This window comes from Agrobacterium larrymoorei (assembly GCF_013322225.1).
GTDB lineage: Bacteria > Pseudomonadota > Alphaproteobacteria > Rhizobiales > Rhizobiaceae > Agrobacterium > Agrobacterium larrymoorei_A.
Genome location: NZ_JAAMFB010000015.1, coordinates 38,618 through 55,431, shown reverse-complemented (window position 1 = coordinate 55,431; position 16,814 = coordinate 38,618). Strand labels below are relative to the sequence as shown.

23 protein-coding genes and 1 pseudogene are annotated in these 16,814 nt (G+C 55.7%); 20 read left to right on the top strand and 4 right to left on the bottom strand.

Annotated features, from left to right (window positions below):
• Positions 1-20: 20 nt before the first annotated feature.
• The 17 genes from rplN (at position 21) to G6L28_RS08450 (ending at position 10,712) form a co-directional block, all read left to right on the top strand.
• Positions 21-389 carry a 50S ribosomal protein L14 gene (rplN, locus tag G6L28_RS08530; protein WP_027677419.1) on the top strand — a complete coding sequence of 123 codons (369 nt, stop codon included), beginning with the start codon at positions 21-23 and terminating at the stop codon, positions 387-389.
• 12 nt (positions 390-401) lie between these two features.
• Positions 402-710 (top strand): 50S ribosomal protein L24, encoded by a 309-nt coding sequence (gene rplX / locus G6L28_RS08525; protein ID WP_027677418.1) that lies wholly within the window; start codon positions 402-404, stop codon positions 708-710.
• A complete protein-coding gene (gene rplE / locus G6L28_RS08520; RefSeq protein ID WP_174063356.1) occupies positions 703-1,260 on the top strand; it encodes a 50S ribosomal protein L5 in 558 nt (185 codons plus the stop codon). The genes rplX and rplE overlap by 8 nt, the downstream gene beginning before the upstream one ends.
• Before the next feature lie 33 nt (positions 1,261-1,293).
• Positions 1,294-1,599 carry a 30S ribosomal protein S14 gene (gene rpsN, locus G6L28_RS08515; RefSeq protein WP_027677416.1) on the top strand — a complete coding sequence of 102 codons (306 nt, stop codon included), beginning with the start codon at positions 1,294-1,296 and terminating at the stop codon, positions 1,597-1,599.
• Between the two features lie 12 nt (positions 1,600-1,611).
• The gene (rpsH, locus tag G6L28_RS08510) at positions 1,612-2,010 is read left to right on the top strand and encodes a 30S ribosomal protein S8 (protein ID WP_174063355.1); all 399 of its coding nucleotides are present in this window, start codon (positions 1,612-1,614) and stop codon (positions 2,008-2,010) included.
• Positions 2,011-2,053: 43 nt separating this feature from the next.
• The gene (gene rplF, locus G6L28_RS08505) at positions 2,054-2,587 is read left to right on the top strand and encodes a 50S ribosomal protein L6 (protein ID WP_027677414.1); all 534 of its coding nucleotides are present in this window, start codon (positions 2,054-2,056) and stop codon (positions 2,585-2,587) included.
• A 12-nt stretch (positions 2,588-2,599) separates the two neighbouring features.
• Positions 2,600-2,962, top strand: a complete 363-nt coding sequence (rplR, locus tag G6L28_RS08500; protein WP_027677413.1) for a 50S ribosomal protein L18 — start codon at positions 2,600-2,602, stop codon at positions 2,960-2,962.
• Between the two features lie 119 nt (positions 2,963-3,081).
• Positions 3,082-3,651 carry a 30S ribosomal protein S5 gene (rpsE, locus tag G6L28_RS08495; protein WP_174063354.1) on the top strand — a complete coding sequence of 190 codons (570 nt, stop codon included), beginning with the start codon at positions 3,082-3,084 and terminating at the stop codon, positions 3,649-3,651.
• 11 nt (positions 3,652-3,662) lie between these two features.
• Positions 3,663-3,869 carry a 50S ribosomal protein L30 gene (rpmD, locus tag G6L28_RS08490; protein ID WP_027677411.1) on the top strand — a complete coding sequence of 69 codons (207 nt, stop codon included), beginning with the start codon at positions 3,663-3,665 and terminating at the stop codon, positions 3,867-3,869.
• Between the two features lie 10 nt (positions 3,870-3,879).
• Positions 3,880-4,359 (top strand): 50S ribosomal protein L15, encoded by a 480-nt coding sequence (gene rplO, locus G6L28_RS08485; protein ID WP_174063353.1) that lies wholly within the window; start codon positions 3,880-3,882, stop codon positions 4,357-4,359.
• 342 nt (positions 4,360-4,701) lie between these two features.
• Positions 4,702-6,042, top strand: a complete 1,341-nt coding sequence (secY, locus tag G6L28_RS08480) for a preprotein translocase subunit SecY (RefSeq protein ID WP_174063352.1) — start codon at positions 4,702-4,704, stop codon at positions 6,040-6,042.
• Complete coding sequence (locus tag G6L28_RS08475; RefSeq protein ID WP_174063351.1) at positions 6,039-6,653, top strand: adenylate kinase; 615 nt, start codon at positions 6,039-6,041, stop codon at positions 6,651-6,653. Before secY ends, G6L28_RS08475 begins: the two co-directional genes overlap by 4 nt.
• Positions 6,654-6,876: 223 nt before the next feature.
• Positions 6,877-7,245 (top strand): 30S ribosomal protein S13, encoded by a 369-nt coding sequence (rpsM, locus tag G6L28_RS08470; RefSeq protein WP_174063350.1) that lies wholly within the window; start codon positions 6,877-6,879, stop codon positions 7,243-7,245.
• A 134-nt stretch (positions 7,246-7,379) separates the two neighbouring features.
• Positions 7,380-7,769 (top strand): 30S ribosomal protein S11, encoded by a 390-nt coding sequence (gene rpsK, locus G6L28_RS08465; protein WP_027677406.1) that lies wholly within the window; start codon positions 7,380-7,382, stop codon positions 7,767-7,769.
• 186 nt (positions 7,770-7,955) lie between these two features.
• A complete protein-coding gene (locus G6L28_RS08460) occupies positions 7,956-8,966 on the top strand; it encodes a DNA-directed RNA polymerase subunit alpha (protein WP_003495228.1) in 1,011 nt (336 codons plus the stop codon).
• 133 nt (positions 8,967-9,099) lie between these two features.
• On the top strand, positions 9,100-9,525 hold the full coding sequence (gene rplQ, locus G6L28_RS08455; RefSeq protein WP_174063349.1) for a 50S ribosomal protein L17: 426 nt from the start codon (positions 9,100-9,102) through the stop codon (positions 9,523-9,525).
• 269 nt (positions 9,526-9,794) lie between these two features.
• A complete protein-coding gene (locus G6L28_RS08450) occupies positions 9,795-10,712 on the top strand; it encodes a hypothetical protein (RefSeq protein ID WP_174063348.1) in 918 nt (305 codons plus the stop codon).
• Positions 10,713-10,759: 47 nt separating this feature from the next.
• On the opposite strand, the gene G6L28_RS08445 is transcribed toward G6L28_RS08450, so the two are convergent.
• Positions 10,760-11,629 (bottom strand): DUF817 family protein, encoded by an 870-nt coding sequence (locus G6L28_RS08445; RefSeq protein ID WP_174063347.1) that lies wholly within the window; start codon positions 11,627-11,629, stop codon positions 10,760-10,762.
• Positions 11,630-11,697: 68 nt separating this feature from the next.
• Between G6L28_RS08445 and G6L28_RS08440 the strand changes: the two genes are divergently transcribed.
• Positions 11,698-12,114, top strand: a complete 417-nt coding sequence (locus G6L28_RS08440; RefSeq protein ID WP_425292664.1) for a DUF2809 domain-containing protein — start codon at positions 11,698-11,700, stop codon at positions 12,112-12,114.
• Here G6L28_RS08440 and msrQ read toward each other — a convergent pair.
• Entirely contained in the window at positions 12,080-12,751 is a 672-nt protein-coding gene (gene msrQ, locus G6L28_RS08435) for a protein-methionine-sulfoxide reductase heme-binding subunit MsrQ (protein WP_174063346.1), read from the bottom strand. The genes G6L28_RS08440 and msrQ overlap by 35 nt on opposite strands.
• 2 nt (positions 12,752-12,753) lie before the next feature.
• A complete protein-coding gene (gene msrP / locus G6L28_RS08430; RefSeq protein WP_174063345.1) occupies positions 12,754-13,695 on the bottom strand; it encodes a protein-methionine-sulfoxide reductase catalytic subunit MsrP in 942 nt (313 codons plus the stop codon).
• Positions 13,696-13,996: 301 nt separating this feature from the next.
• Here msrP and ilvD point away from each other — a divergent pair, with 301 nt between their 5' ends.
• Both ilvD and G6L28_RS22845 read left to right on the top strand, forming a co-directional pair.
• On the top strand, positions 13,997-15,832 hold the full coding sequence (gene ilvD / locus G6L28_RS08425) for a dihydroxy-acid dehydratase (RefSeq protein WP_174063344.1): 1,836 nt from the start codon (positions 13,997-13,999) through the stop codon (positions 15,830-15,832).
• A gap of 88 nt (positions 15,833-15,920) precedes the next feature.
• Positions 15,921-16,328, top strand: a pseudogene (locus G6L28_RS22845) (VOC family protein).
• On the opposite strand, the gene G6L28_RS08420 reads toward G6L28_RS22845, so the two are convergent.
• Positions 16,285-16,797, bottom strand: coding sequence for a GNAT family N-acetyltransferase (locus G6L28_RS08420; protein WP_272955839.1), 513 nt, complete (start codon positions 16,795-16,797; stop codon positions 16,285-16,287). The pseudogene G6L28_RS22845 and the gene G6L28_RS08420 sit on opposite strands and share 44 nt — an antisense overlap.
• Between the last annotated feature and the right edge of the window lie 17 nt (positions 16,798-16,814).

Genomic DNA, 16,814 nt, shown 5'->3' with positions numbered 1-16,814 from the left:
CAACAAGAAGGCGACCTGACATGATTCAGATGCAAACAAACCTCGACGTGGCGGATAATTCCGGCGCACGTCGTGTCATGTGCATCAAGGTGCTGGGCGGCTCTAAGCGCAAGTACGCTTCTGTTGGCGACATTATTGTCGTTTCCATCAAGGAAGCTATTCCGCGCGGCCGCGTCAAGAAGGGCGACGTGATGAAGGCGGTAGTGGTTCGCACTGCCAAGGACATCCGTCGCGCCGACGGCAGCGTCATCCGTTTCGATAACAACGCAGCTGTTCTTATCGACAACAAGAAAGAGCCGATCGGCACCCGTATCTTCGGACCGGTTCCTCGCGAGCTTCGCGGCAAGAACCACATGAAGATCATCTCGCTGGCTCCAGAAGTACTGTAAGGAGCGATAGCGATGCAGAAGATTCGTAAAGGCGACAAGGTTGTCGTGTTGACCGGTAAGGACAAGGGCCGTACCGGCGAAGTAATCCAGGTAATGCCGAAGGAAGATCGGGCTATCGTGCGTGGCGTAAACATGGTGAAGCGTCACCAGCGCCAGACCCAGAGCCAGGAAGCCGGCATCATCAACAAGGAAGCATCCTTGCACATCTCCAACATTGCCATCGCCGATAAGGATGGCAAGCCGACCCGCGTTGGCTTCAAGATTGAAGATGGCAAGAAGGTCCGTGTGGCCAAGCGTTCGGGAGAAGTCATCGATGGCTGAGACCAAGTACGAACCGCGTCTCAAGACGGAATACGTATCCCGTATCCGCGGCGCCATGCAGGAGAAGTTCTCCTACGCTAACGTTATGATGATCCCCAAGCTGGACAAGATCGTCATCAACATGGGTGTGGGCGAGGCGACTGCCGACTCCAAGAAGCCAACGGTTGCCGCTGGCGATCTGGCTGCTATCGCAGGTCAGAAGCCGGTCGTTACCAAGGCTCGCAACTCGATTGCTGGCTTCAAGGTACGTGAAGGCATGCCGATCGGTGCGAAGGTTACCCTTCGTGGCGTTCGCATGTATGAATTCCTTGATCGTCTGGTCAACATCGCGCTTCCGCGCGTTCGCGACTTCCGGGGCCTGAACCCGAAGAGCTTTGACGGCCGTGGCAACTTCGCCATGGGCATCAAGGAGCACATTGTGTTCCCAGAAATCAACTACGATAAGGTTGATCAGATGTGGGGCATGGACATCATCGTTTGCACGACGGCGACGACCGACGACGAAGCACGGGCTCTTCTGACAGAGTTCAACTTCCCGTTCCGTCAATAACCGTAACGACGAGCGTAGAAAAGGAACTCCGATATGGCGAAAACAAGCGCAGTTGAAAAGAACAAGCGCCGCCGCAAGACAGTTGCCTCCCAGGCCGGCAAGCGTGCCGCCCTTAAGGCCATCGTCATGAACCAGTCTCTTCCGATCGATGAGCGGTTCCAGGCAACTCTGAAGCTCGCTTCGCTGCCGCGTGACGGCTCGAAGACGCGCATCCGCAACCGCTGCGAAGTAACGGGCCGTCCGCGCGCGTTCTATCGTAAGCTCAAGATGTCGCGTATCGCGCTTCGTGAGCTGGGCAATTCCGGCAAGGTGCCGGGCGTTGTCAAGTCGAGCTGGTAAGGAGACGGGCACATGACAATGACTGATCCTTTGGGTGATATGCTCACCCGCATCCGCAATGGTGCTTCCCGTCGCAAGTCTTCGGTTAACACTCCTGCTTCCAGCCTGCGCGCACGCGTTCTCGACGTGCTGCAGTCTGAAGGCTACATTCGCGGTTATTCCAAGGTCGATTTCGAAAACGGCAAGTCCGAGTTCACAATCGAACTGAAGTACTACGAAGGTGCGTCGGTGATCCGTGAGATCGGCCGCGTATCCAAGCCGGGCCGCCGGGTTTATGTCTCGGTCAAGTCCATTCCGCAGGTCGCGAACGGCCTCGGCATCACGATCCTTTCGACTCCGAAGGGCGTTATGGCCGATCACCAGGCTCGCGAACAGAACGTTGGTGGCGAGGTTCTTTGCTCGGTCTTCTAAGACCCGAGCAAGGATCTCCTTAACGGACAGACAGGATAGAAATATGTCTCGTATCGGTAAAAAGCCCGTTCAGGTTCCTGCAGGTGTGACGGCCACTGTCGACGGCCAGAAGATTACTGCCAAGGGTCCTAAGGGTGAACTGTTCTTCGTTGCTAATGACGAAGTTCAGGTGAAGCTGGAAGATAACGCGGTTTCCGTGACGCCTTCCAACGACACGAAGGAAGCTCGTTCCAAGTGGGGCATGTCCCGCACGATGGTCGAGAACATCTTCAAGGGTGTCAAGGACGGCTACGAACGCAAGCTCGAAATCAACGGCGTTGGTTATCGTGCTGCCATGCAGGGCAAGAACTTGCAGTTGGCACTCGGTTTCAGCCACGACGTGGTTTACCAGACTCCGGAAGGCATCACCATTGCCGTTCCGAAGCCTACGGAAATCATCGTTTCGGGTATCAACAAGCAGCAGGTCGGTCAGGTTGCCGCGGAAATCCGCGAATACCGTGGTCCCGAGCCCTACAAGGGCAAAGGCGTCAAGTACGCTGAAGAACGGATCGTCCGCAAAGAAGGCAAGAAGAAATAAGGAACTCGCGAAATGGCTAGCAGGAAAGAAGCACTTGCACGTCGCGCGAACCGTGTACGCCGCCAACTCAAGTCGGTTGCAAACGGTCGCCCGCGCCTGTCGGTTCATCGCTCGTCGAAGAACATCTACGCTCAGGTCATCGATGACGTTGCTGGTAAGACGCTTGCGTCTGCCTCCACGCTCGAAGCTGATCTGCGCTCGTCGCTGAAAACCGGCGCTGACGTAGCGGCTGCTGCCGTCATCGGCAAGCTGGTTGCAGAGCGCGCCGGCAAGGCTGGCGTCAAGGATGTCGTATTCGACCGCGGCGCATTCATCTATCACGGCCGCGTTAAGGCCCTGGCAGATGCCGCCCGTGAAGGCGGTCTGAACTTCTAATCTTTTTCCGCCCAGGCCTGCCTGGGCGGATTTTCACCGGTCCACAGGACTTCAGCAATGAAGCCGGTGGGCCTTCTCTCGTTTGCCGTTCTACCCGCAAAAGAAAAAGGACAAGGACAATGGCACAGGAAAAAAGAGGTTCTCGCGACGATCGCCAGAACCGTGAAGAGCGCGATAGCGAATTCGTCGACAAGCTGGTCGCGATTAACCGCGTTGCTAAGGTTGTTAAGGGTGGCCGTCGCTTCGGCTTCGCCGCTCTCGTCGTCGTTGGCGACCAGAAGGGCCGCGTTGGCTTCGGTCACGGCAAGGCTCGTGAAGTGCCTGAGGCTATCCGCAAGGCAACAGAAGCTGCCAAGCGCGACCTGATCTTCGTTCCGCTGCGCGATGGCCGCACGCTGCACCACGACGTCAACGGTCGTCACGGCGCTGGCAAGGTTCTGCTGCGCTCTGCAAAGGCTGGTACCGGTATCATCGCTGGTGGTCCGATGCGCGCTGTTTTCGAAACGCTCGGCGTTCATGACGTTGTTGCCAAGTCGACCGGTTCCTCGAACCCGTACAACATGGTTCGCGCTACGTTCGACGCTCTGAAGCATCAGGTTCATCCGAAGGACATCGCTGCACAGCGTGGTCTGAAGTATGCAACCCTTCAGTCTCGTCGCGTCGCTTCCGGCGCTGCTTCTGAAGAGTAAGGATCTGGATCATGGCCAAGAAGACTACTGAAGCCAAGCAGACTGTAACGGTCGAACAGATCGGCAGCCCAAATCGCCGCCCAGCTATTCAGCGCCAGACGCTGATCGGCCTGGGTCTCAACAAGATGCACCGTCAGCGTACACTGGAGGATACTCCATCTGTTCGCGGCATGATCCGTGCGGTCCAGCATCTCGTTCGCGTCGTAGACGAGAAGTGAGGAACCTATCATGAAACTCAATGAAATCAGAGACAACGAAGGCGCCACCAAGGACCGTATCCGCGTAGGTCGCGGTATTGGCTCCGGCAAAGGCAAGACCGGTGGTCGCGGCGTCAAGGGTCAGAAGGCTCGTTCCGGCGTTGCCATCAACGGCTTTGAAGGCGGTCAGATGCCAATCTACCGTCGCCTTCCAAAGCGCGGCTTCAACAACATCTTCGCTTCCGAATATGTGACCGTTTCTGTCGGCCGCGTTCAGGCTGCGATCGATGCTGGCAAGCTGGACGCAAAGGCAACGGTTGATGCCGCTGCTCTCAAGGCAGCTGGCGTCATCCGTCGTCCGAAGGACGGCGTTCGTATTCTGGCCGATGGCGAGCTGAAGGCAAAGGTTGCTTTCGAGGTCGCTGGTGCTTCTAAGCCTGCTCTCGAAAAAATCGAGAAGGCCGGTGGCTCCATCAAGCTTCTCGTTGTTGCACCGGAAGCTTCCGAGTAATATATAATGTCTTGAACGCCCGGGGTGTTTCACTCCGGGCGTTTCTCTTTACGCCACGTAAGTCTTTGAAAATCTAATCGATTTGACGGGTTTACGAAGCGACTCAATGCGATTTAGCATGTCTCGCGCTGAAAATGCCGCAGCTTGCAGCGCAGGAGAGAGCCTCACAGTCCTTGAACTCCCGCAGGGGAGGGGTTAGGACATACGAAAACAGGGTGAGGCATGATTGCGGCTATACAGTCGCTTTCCGTCCAAAGCCCGGTTTTTGAACCAGTATCTTATAGACCTTTGCCGGAAACGCCGGTTGCCGTGCTGTTGGACAAGGGTCATGCGGGGAATTTTATGGCTTCAGCAGCGGAACAACTGGCCTCAAACCTGAATTTTTCGACCTTCGCCAAGGCTGAAGATCTGAAGAAGCGTCTCTGGTTTACTCTTGCCGCACTTCTTGTTTATCGCCTCGGTACGCATATTCCGCTTCCAGGTCTTAATCCGGGAGCTTATGCGCAGGCATTTCAGGGGCAGGCCAACGGTATTCTTGGTCTCTTCAACATGTTTGCGGGTGGCGCGGTTGAGCGCATGGCGATTTTCGCGCTCGGCATCATGCCTTACATCTCCGCTTCGATCATCGTGCAGCTTATGACTTCAGTCGTGCCCTCGCTCGAAGCCTTGAAGAAGGAAGGCGAAGCAGGCCGCAAGATCATCAACCAGTACACGCGCTACGGCACGGTGCTGCTCGGCACGCTTCAGGCCTATGGCATTGCGGTTGGTCTTGAAAGCGGGGCAGGGCTCGTCGTCGACCCGGGCTGGTTCTTTAAGATTTCCACAGTCATTACGCTGCTTGGTGGCACGATGTTCCTCATGTGGCTCGGCGAACAGATCACGTCTCGCGGCATCGGTAACGGTATTTCGCTTATCATTTTCGCAGGCATCGCTGCTGGTTTGCCGCGCGCCCTTGCCGGTACTCTTGAACTCGGCCGCACCGGTGCGCTGTCAACGATGCTCATCCTGACTGTCGTCGTCGTTGCCATTGGCGTGATTGCGTTGATCGTATTTGTCGAGCGTGCTCAGCGTCGTCTGCTGATCCAGTATCCGAAGCGACAGGTGGGCAACCGCATGTTCCAGGGCGATACGTCGCATCTGCCATTGAAGCTGAATACGGCTGGCGTTATCCCGGCGATCTTCGCGTCGTCGCTGCTGCTGCTTCCTGCAACTGCGGCAGGCTTTACCAACAGCACCAATCTGCCGGCTTGGGCGACGTCCATCATTTCCTCGCTTCAGCACGGCCAGCCGCTCTTTATGCTGTTCTACGGCATGCTGATCGCATTCTTTGCCTTTTTCTATACGGCTATTGTCTTCAATCCGAAGGATACGGCCGATAACCTCAAGAAGCATGGCGGCTTTATTCCCGGCATTCGCCCTGGCGAGCGTACGGCTGAATACATCGACTACGTTCTGACCCGCATCACCCTTGTTGGCGCGATCTATCTCGTTTTCGTGTGTATCCTTCCTGAGACACTTATCGCGCGGACAGGCATCCCATTAGCCCTTGGTGGTACTTCGCTTTTGATCGTGGTCAGTGTAACGCTAGACACTGTTGCTCAAATCCAGGGCCACCTGATTGCGCAGCAGTATGAGGGGCTGATCAAGAAATCGAAATTGCGTGGAGGAAAGAGGGGACGATGAGACTGATATTTTTGGGGCCGCCAGGTGCAGGCAAGGGAACGCAGGCCAAGCGCTTGACAGACAAGTACGGCATTCCACAGCTTTCCACCGGCGATATGCTGCGTGCGGCTGTTGCCGCTGGAACGGAAATAGGCAAGCGCGCCAAGGCGGTGATGGATGCCGGTGGTCTCGTGTCCGATGATATCGTCAACCAGATCGTTTCCGAGCGCATCGAGCAGGCTGACTGTGCGAAGGGCTTCATCCTGGATGGATATCCGCGCACCGTACCGCAGGCCAAGGCGCTGGCCGAGAACTTGCAGCAGAAGGACATTCAGCTGGATGCAGTTATCGAGCTGAAGGTGGACGAGGATGCGCTGGTGCGCCGAATCGAGAACCGCGTTGCCGAAACCATTGCTGCTGGTGGCACCGTGCGTTCGGACGACAATCCGGAAGCCTTCCGCAAGCGTCTATCGGAGTACCGCGAAAAGACTGCGCCTCTATCGGAATATTACCAGCAGCAGGGCGAACTCGTTGTGCTGGATGGCATGGCGCATGTTGATGCAGTGACGGCTTCCATCATGGGCGTTCTGGAAAAAGACGCCGGCGTGGCTGCCTCTGCAGCCCGCGTATAAAGAATCTTGGCGGGGCCGGTTGCTTTTTCGAACTGATTCCGTTAAACACCGCGCCAACTCGCGACATCCCAAGCGACTGGCGCGGATTTTCCTCAGGGGAAGGAAGATCCGGGTTCGGTCGTTTTGACTTGTGACGAACAGGAATTTGAACTGGCGGCAGATCGTGTCGCTAAAATGGAAGCACCACTTGCCGGATGGCAACTGGAACGCAAGGAGAACAGACGTGGCACGTATCGCTGGCGTCAACATCCCGACGGCTAAGCGCGTTGTTATCGCTTTGACCTACATTCACGGGATCGGTCCGAAATTCGCGCAGGAAATCATGGACAAGGTCGGCCTTGCTGCCGACAAGCGCGTTCATCAGCTGACGGATGCTGAAATTCTTCAGATCCGCGAAACCATCGACCGCGACTACCGCGTCGAAGGTGATCTTCGTCGCGAAACCGCGATGAACATCAAGCGTCTGATGGATCTCGGCTGCTACCGCGGTCTGCGTCATCGTCGTGGCCTCCCGGTCCGCGGTCAGCGCACGCACACCAACGCTCGTACCCGCAAGGGTCCGGCGAAGGCTATCGCTGGTAAGAAGAAGTAATTTTCCGGTCTTCCGGAATGGAAGGGCTGGTGCAAGCCGCGCCAGCCTTTCTGAGTTTGGCGAAAAGCTTTTGAGCTGATCGCCGGTGTAGCCGCTGGTGTTACGGCGGTGAAGAGATCAATGAAAGGACTGTCATGGCCAAGGAAGCCACTCGCGTTAAACGTCGCGAACGTAAAAACATCACGTCTGGCGTTGCTCACGTCAACTCGACCTTCAACAACACGATGATCACCATCACCGACGCACAGGGCAACGCTATTGCCTGGTCGTCTGCCGGTGCAAAGGGCTTCAAGGGTTCGCGTAAGTCGACCCCGTTCGCTGCCCAGATCGCTGCTGAAGATTGCGCCAAGAAGGCTCAGGAACACGGCATGAAGTCGCTTGAGGTAGAGGTTTGCGGTCCAGGTTCTGGTCGTGAATCTGCACTTCGCGCTTTGCAGGCTGCTGGCTTCCTCATCACGTCCATTCGCGACGTGACGCCGATCCCGCACAACGGTTGCCGTCCGCGCAAGAAGCGTCGCGTTTAACGCGTTTCTGTCTGGAGTTCCGCCTTTCCTTCGGTCTGGCGGAATTTTCGTGTAATCGGCGTGTGGTTTGCTGGCGTGGCCGGTGGGCCAGCGCTTTCAAACCCTCCGATGAACCTTACGGTTCCTCTCGGTGATCATGCTCGGTCCGCCACGATTGGATGGTGGCGGCGAACGGAAGGTTTAAAGATGATTCAAAAGAATTGGCAGGAACTGATCAAGCCGAACAAGGTCGAGTTCACTTCCTCCAGCCGCACCAAGGCAACGCTTGTTGCTGAGCCGCTGGAGCGTGGTTTCGGTCTTACGCTCGGTAACGCGCTTCGTCGCGTGCTCCTGTCGTCTCTGCGTGGCGCGGCTGTAACCGCAGTGCAGATCGACGGCGTTCTGCATGAATTCTCCTCCATCCCCGGCGTTCGGGAAGATGTGACGGACATCGTGCTCAACATCAAGGAAATCGCCATCAAGATGGACGGCGATGATTCCAAGCGCATGGTCGTGCGCAAGCAGGGCCCTGGTGCCGTTACCGCTGGCGATATCCAGACGGTTGGCGACATCGAGATCCTGAACCCTGACCACGTTATCTGCACGCTCGACGATGGCGCTGAAATCCGCATGGAATTCACCGTCAACAACGGCAAGGGCTATGTGCCTGCGGAGCGTAACCGCGCGGAAGATGCCCCAATCGGCCTCATCCCTGTGGACAGCCTTTATTCTCCGGTCAAGAAAGTGTCCTACAAGGTGGAAAACACCCGTGAAGGCCAGGTTCTGGACTATGACAAGCTTATCATGACGATCGAGACCAACGGTTCGGTTTCCGGCGAAGACGCCGTTGCCTTTGCCGCTCGCATTCTGCAGGACCAGCTTGGTGTGTTCGTCAACTTCGACGAGCCGCAGAAGGAAGCAGAAGAAGAATCGGTTACGGAACTGGCGTTCAACCCGGCACTTCTCAAGAAGGTTGATGAACTCGAGCTGTCCGTTCGTTCGGCAAACTGCCTGAAGAACGACAACATCGTTTACATCGGCGACCTCATTCAGAAGACCGAGGCCGAAATGCTTCGCACGCCGAACTTTGGTCGCAAGTCGCTCAACGAAATCAAGGAAGTTCTCGCTTCCATGGGTCTGCACCTCGGCATGGAAGTGCCAGCATGGCCGCCAGAGAACATCGAAGATCTCGCTAAGCGTTATGAAGACCAGTACTAACAAAGAAAAGGCAGGCCCTTAAAGACTGCCTTTCCCCGTCAAACAGCAGGCTCCCTCCAAAAAGAGATGGTCGTCTGCATGTGCCAGGAAACGGCAGGCCCGCATAGGGGACCTGCGCTAAAGGAGAATAGCAATGCGCCACGGAAATTCAGGCCGCAAGCTCAATAGAACCGCCAGCCACCGCAAGGCAATGTTTGCCAACATGGCTGCTTCGCTCATCACCCATGAGCAGATCGTAACAACTCTGCCGAAGGCGAAGGAAATTCGCCCGATCGTAGAAAAGCTGGTGACCCTCGGCAAGCGCGGCGACCTGCACGCTCGTCGTCAGGCCATCTCGCAGATCAAGGATCAGGACGCTGTTCGTAAGCTGTTCGACGCGATCGCTGAACGTTACGCAACGCGTAACGGCGGCTACCTGCGTATCATGAAGGCTGGCTATCGTCAGGGCGACAACGCAGCTATGGCTGTTGTCGAGTTCGTTGAGCGTGACGTTGACGCCAAGGGTGCAGCCGACAAGGCTCGCGTTGCTGCTGAAGCAGAAGCTGCTGAAGCCGCATAATATTCGGCGCTGAAAAAGCGCCGTCGTTATTTGAAAGCCGGGTGAGTGATCACCCGGCTTTTTTGCGTTTATGGCTCATCACGTTTCAACGGATTGGAAGGGGGAGCTGTAATTTTCAACCGCATCACAATTATGCCTGTTTTGGTTGGGTAAATTCTCTTTCATTTTTATCTTCGTGAGTTGGTTTTTACAGGCGGTGGAGCGACAACACAGCCAGCAGTTCTGGCTTGAGTGTTGCGCGCGATATGCGTCATTCGAAAGGAACTGCAATGACACGTCCTGTTGGAGACAATGAAATTGCCGAGGCATTGAACGCTCCGCAAACGCCAGTTGAAATCTGGGGCGCTTGGAAACTCACACACGCTACGTCAACTCACAACCAAACCTATCAGGATCAGCAATTTTTGCGCATTGCGTGGGAGCAGTTGCGCTCAGAAGGCAGAGAAACGGCTGCGAGTGACAATCTTGCTCATTTTCTTTCCGGCCGCGGAACACCAAAGACGTATTCGTTGAACAAGCTTTTCAATGACGACAAAGGTTTCTCGAAGCGTTTCAACTATGTGGTGGGCAAGCAGATCTATAATGCCGAGAATGCTTATCGTCGGCTCAACCCATCTTCAGGTCAAACGTTAGAGGGATTTCTGAGGGCCAAACTGCGTGAATACGACGGCGATTTCCATAATATAAGCGATTTGCGGGCGGATTACGGGCCTCCTACGTTCAGGTACGATGGTCACGTTGATATTTTGCAACCGTATTTCGCCAATCAATCATGGAAAAACACGACGGGCGGGCTTACTGTTTTTTGGATTTATGCTGGCAGTACAAGGACCAGCGTTCACATCCAGCACCGGGTCATCGCTTGGTGCCTCAAGCAATATAAATGGCATCCCCACGAGCCCAGATTCAGCAGGCTCGCTCATATCGCCGGTGAGAACGCAAAGGCTCCAGAACCTGACATATCACCACGAACGAATGTTTATCTTGGTAGCCCGACAATCTACCAACCGCTGAAAGCTGAGAGCGGCGCGATCAGGCTTGGTTCGCATACCATTGGTCAATGGAGCGAAGAGGGTATGACGCGCACCACCACTTACAACCCGGCCAGGGAGTTCAAATTGGTATTCGAACCAGTGGAGCGGATTGTGCCTGTGTATGCGCCAGCAGGTGCGACGGGGGCTTGGTGATCCGTTAGAGATAACTCTTTACCGTCAAAGAGCGGTACGATGACGTTTTAATCCGGCACAAATATCTGTTTCTTAATGTGTTTTAGGTGAGCAACGATTGAAAACGTCATGATGACCAGTAGGGACCATGAACTCCATTTGCCGATGTGAACGGTAGACCAAGCGCCGAGCTGGTTTGGATAGCTCCAAATGCCGTAAAATGTGGAGATGTTCTCTGCAATCCAGACAAAGAAGCCGATCAGAATGAACGACAGCAAAAGCGGCATTTTGCGATCGCGATCATAAGGGCGATAGGTAACTGTTGCGCGGGCGTAAAGGCCGACGACGCATGCGGCGATGTACCAGCGGTAATCACCGATAAAGTGGTGGGTGAAAAAGTTGGCGTAAATGGCGATGCCGATCAATGTTGCCATCCAGTACGGCGGATGGTGGTGGATGCGGACATCTAGGAGGCGCCATGCCTGAATGACGTAGCTGCCGACCGCGGCGTACATGAAGCCGGAAAAAAGCGGTACGCCGAACAGCTTCGTATAGGCGAAATCCGGATAGGACCATGACTGGATGCTACCGGATGTCTTGAAGACTTCGAGCGCGAAGCCGACGATATGAAAGAGCAGGATTGCTTTGGCTTCATCAAGGGTTTCGAGCTTGCTCCAGATCATGAAGAACTGGATGCCGAGAGCGATGAACAGCAGAACATCATAGCGCGGAACGCCTAAAAGCCCGTCGCGCGGAACGATGAAGATGGATATGAAAAACAATCCCGCAAACATGCAGGCGCGAGCTTCTTTTATTCCGAAATAAAGAAACTCGATAATGAACCGTCTGAACCCGTTCAACTCTCCCCATGGCCTGACATCGCAGAGAAGATGATCGACCACCGCAAGGCGGCTGTTGGGGTAGGCGGTGTCGCTCACGAGGTAATCCTTCAGCACGTCAAAATAGAGTCGCTTGCATTTTTATAGCAAAACGAGAACAAAGCACCATGATGACGACGCTTCGAAAACATGATCTTTCACGGCATTTCTGGCATTTTCTTGCCGCCTGCTTCGTGATTTTCGCTGGCTTGTTGCTACGTGGATATGGATACAGGATCGGCCTACCTTTCATCGTCGTGAAGTACGGCGGCTCGATCCTCTGGGGCGCAATGGTGTACCTGTTGATTGCGGCAGCTTTGCCCCGCAATCGTTACCCTCTTGCCGTTCCCATCGCCTGTATGGTGGCGGTTGTCGTTGAATTGATCCGCCTTATTCATTTTCCTGCACTGGACGCATTTCGCGCAACGACCGCAGGCGCACTGCTGCTGGGGCGCGTTTTCTCGCTCTGCAATATAGCCTGTTATCTCACTGGCATAGGCCTCGCGGCGCTTATCGGCGGCCGCGTAAACCAGCGTTGGCGCTGACGCCAGCGGCCTTTCGTGCGCGTCGGCGCTCCATAAGTTTCGGGCGCAGAATGCGATAACCAAGCAGGATAATCATCACCGATATGTAGAAGGCAGGTTCCAGAGTGAGGCTTTTGCGCGCAAGCACGAAATGCAGCACGCCGACGATCAAGACCGGATAGGCGAGTTTATGCAGCGTATTCCAGCGCGAGCCGAGCTTTCGGATCGACCAGCGGTTAGACGTTACGGCAAGGGGAACCAGCATAACGAGGCCTGCCATGCCGAGCATGATATAAGGTCGCTTTAGAATATCGCTCAGGATCGAGCTCATGACCAGCCCACGATCCAGAACGAGATACACGGCGAAATGGGCAAGAACGTAATAGAAGGCGATCAGACCGAGCGCGCGGCGGTATGCGATGAGGTTGATGTTGAACAGATCGCGCATCGGCGTGATGACCAGACCGAGACAGAGGAAGCGCAGCGCCCATATGCCCAGAAGATGCTCGAAATCCTTGACGGGATTAAAGCCGAGGCCGCCAGTGGCTGCCAGATAAAAATACCAGACACCGGGTGCCAGCCCGATAACATACAGCGCCCATATCGCGGCGGGTTGGTAGCGTTTCGGCAGCGAAGGAAGGGAAGCGGCGAAGCTCATCTTCAATAATTCGCCTTAAGATCCATGCCGGTGTAAAGGCTCGCCACCTCGTCATAGCCATTGAACATCAGTGTGGGACGATTCTTGGTGCTGAAGAAGCCGCCTTCGCCGATACGCTGTTCTGTAGCCTGGCTCCAGCGCGGGTGGTCCACCTGCGGGTTGACGTTTGAGTAGAAGCCATATTCGCGCGCGTTTGAGTTCTTCCATGTGGTTGCCGGCTGCTTCTCGACAAGAGAAATGCGAACGATGGATTTGATACCCTTGAAGCCGTATTTCCACGGAACGACGAGCCGGATTGGTGCACCGTTCTGGTTCGGCAGTGTTTCTCCGTAGAGGCCGACAGCGAGGAGCGTCAACGGATGGCGTGCTTCATCCAGTCGCAAACCTTCGACATATGGCCATTCCAGCGGCTGAAAAAGCCCGGTTTGGCCCGGCATCTCTTCAGGGCGCACGATGGTCTCGAATTTTACATATTTCGCGCTGCCCTGCGGCTCAACCTTATCCAGAAGCGTTGCGAGCGGGAAGCCGATCCACGGGATGACCATCGACCAGCCTTCTACGCAGCGCATGCGATATGTGCGTTCCTCAAGCTGATACTTCATCAACTCTTCGATGCCGAATTCCTGCGGCTTTCCCACAAGTCCGTCCACCTTCACTGTCCAGGGCGTGGGTTTGAAATGGCCGGAATATTCCTTGGGGTCGGACTTGCCCGTGCCGAATTCGTAGAAATTGTTATAGCTGGTGACGGCTTCCAAGGGCGTCGGCTTGTCATCCAGCTTGTATGCGCTCGGCTTTGCCGAGAGTGGAGCGGCCATCGCTTCACTTCCTGCAAAACCGGCCACCGCAAGGCCAGCTGCCGTCCCGAGAAAATTTCTGCGGGACAGATAGACGCTGCGTGGAGTGATCTCGCTTGTTGCAATAAGGGGCGGGCGGTAGGCTGGCATCGAAACCTCCAAGGCCAAAAGCAGACGTTGAAGCTTATCCCAACGCGGTCGGCATATTATGATATGTTCCTGATTTACGGCAAACAACAGTCGTCAGTTCACGCAATCGCGTGAATGTGAAAGAAATATTCAGGGCTAGCTCCAATTCATTCGCCGTACCGTACCGAACCGTACTGTTTTGGTGTAAGGTGACCGTGACATGGGTTTCGGTTTGGAGTAGAAGACCTCCAAAATGCGGGCAGGGCGCAATAGCGTTCTGGGAGGAAAGCCCGCGGGTCGAGGATAACCGAGGAATAAGCAGATGCCTGTCTATCGCTCCAGAACGACAACACATGGCCGTAACATGGCTGGCGCTCGTGGCCTTTGGCGTGCCACCGGCATGAAGGACGGCGATTTTGGTAAACCGATCATCGCGGTCGTCAACTCGTTCACGCAGTTCGTGCCGGGTCACGTCCACCTTAAGGATCTCGGTCAGCTCGTGGCGCGCGAGATCGAGGCTGCGGGTGGTGTTGCCAAGGAATTCAACACTATCGCCGTCGATGACGGTATCGCCATGGGTCACGATGGCATGCTCTATTCGCTGCCTTCGCGAGAGATTATTTCCGACAGCGTCGAATATATGGTCAATGCGCACTGTGCCGATGCGATGGTCTGCATTTCCAACTGCGACAAGATCACGCCCGGCATGCTGAGCGCCGCGATGCGCCTTAATATTCCGGCTGTTTTCGTGTCCGGCGGGCCGATGGAAGCGGGCAAGGTCGTTTTGCACGGCAAGACCGTTGCGCTCGATCTGGTCGATGCGATGGTAGCGGCTGCAGATGAACGGGTGTCCGACGAGGACGTCAAGGTCATCGAGCGTTCCGCTTGCCCGACCTGCGGTTCCTGCTCCGGCATGTTCACGGCCAACTCGATGAACTGTCTGACCGAAGCGCTGGGTCTTTCGCTGCCTGGAAACGGCTCCACGCTGGCAACGCATTCAGACCGCAAGCGCCTGTTCGTTGAGGCCGGTCACCTGATCGTCGATCTGGCTCGCCGTTACTACGAGCAGGATGACGAGACCGTTCTGCCGCGTAACATTGCCAGCAAGGCTGCATTCGAAAATGCCATGTCGCTGGATATCGCCATGGGCGGGTCCACCAATACGGTTCTGCATATTCTGGCCGCTGCCCATGAGGGTGGCGTCGATTTCACCATGGAAGACATCGACCGTCTTTCCCGCAAGGTTCCGTGCCTTTCCAAGGTCGCGCCTGCCAAGCAGGACGTGCATATGGAAGACGTCCACCGCGCTGGCGGCATCATGCGTATCTTGGGTGAACTGGATCGCGGCGGTCTCATTAATCGCGATTGCCCGACCGTTCATGCTGCAACGCTTGGTGATGCTATCGACCGCTGGGATATCACCCGCACCAACTCTGAAACCGTGCGCGAATTCTTCAAGGCCGCGCCCGGCGGCGTGCCGACGCAGGTGGCGTTCAGCCAGTCTTCGCGTTGGGATGATTTGGATACCGATAGCGACAACGGCGTGATCCGCTCTGTTGAAAAGCCCTTCTCGAAGGACGGCGGTCTGGCTGTGCTTTACGGTAACATCGCGCTGGATGGCTGCATCGTGAAGACGGCTGGCGTGGACGAGTCGATCCTGAAGTTCAACGGAACGGCTGTCGTTTATGAGAGCCAGGACGCGGCGGTGAAGGGTATTCTTGGCAACGAGGTCAAGGAAGGCGACGTCGTCGTCATCCGTTACGAAGGCCCGAAGGGCGGCCCGGGCATGCAGGAAATGCTGTACCCGACCAGCTATCTGAAATCGAAGGGTCTCGGAAAGGCCTGCGCTCTGATTACCGACGGCCGCTTTTCGGGCGGCACGTCCGGCCTTTCCATCGGTCACGCGTCGCCGGAAGCGGCGCAGGGCGGTGCTATCGGCCTCGTGCGTCAGGGCGACCCGATTGAAATCGACATTCCTAACCGTACGATCAACCTCAAGGTCTCGGATGCCGAACTGGCTGCACGCCGCGCTGAACAGGACCAGCTTGGCTGGAAGCCTGCCGAGTTTCGCAAACGTAACGTGACGACGGCGCTCAAGGCCTATGCGGCGTTTGCTTCGAGTGCGGACAAGGGTGCTGTGCGTATCCTGCCTGAATAAGGCGTTGATGACGGCATGGAATAACGAAGCCGCGCGGAGTTCCGGGCGGCTTTTTTGTTTTGAAAATAAGTATTTGCAGGAGGAAATGATGAGATTGAATCAGGTCACGGTCACAATGCCGGATCTGGATAAGGGGTGGGATTTTTAGTGTGCACTCGGCCTTGAACCCATTGTCGATTCCCGTCCGGATTACGTCCGTTTCCTTTGTCCCGATGGCGACAGTACATTCTCCCTTCACCGAGGCGAAGTGACCGGCGGTGGCACGACCGTCTATTTCGAATGCGATGACGTGGATGCCAGATTTGAGCAACTCAGTGCTGACGGTATCGTATTTTCTCATCCGCCTCGCGATGAGAGGTGGTTATGGCGGCAGGCGGAATTGTTAGATCCTGCCGGTAATCGTCTGGTGTTATATTTTGCCGGCAGCAACCGGATTGATCCGCCCTGGAAGATCAAGACGACGCCCAATGCGGCCGATCCAGCCGGTAACGAATAAGTGGCACGATGGCGTTGCGCTGCTTGCAAAAGGCTTGTGATCGACCGATCTCACGGAAGCCCGACTTTTTCAGCAAATGACGAGAGGCCGAATTGGTCGCAATAGGGTTGGCGTGAAGCGTGCTGATATCCAACGTCGAAAATGCATGATCGATCACCATTCGACTCGCTTCTGTCGCATAGCCTTTCCCCCATGCCGATCGCGCAAGCCAGAACCCGAATTCACCTGCAAGGCCGATAAGGCCGATGATCTGACCGTTATCGATGGCCCAGACGGGCAGGTTTTTTCGGCGAATACGAAGGATCGATCTTCGGGCCTCGGCAAGGGTGAAGGGAGTGGAAGTGCGCAAAAGGTTGCGGGTTACAAGCGTATCGTTGGTGATACGCGCCAGGCGTTGGGCGTCGGTCATTTCAAAAGGCCGGAGAATGAGGCGTTGAGACTTCAATAGTTTGGGTCGCTGTCTGGGCATGGCTGCATCATGACTTT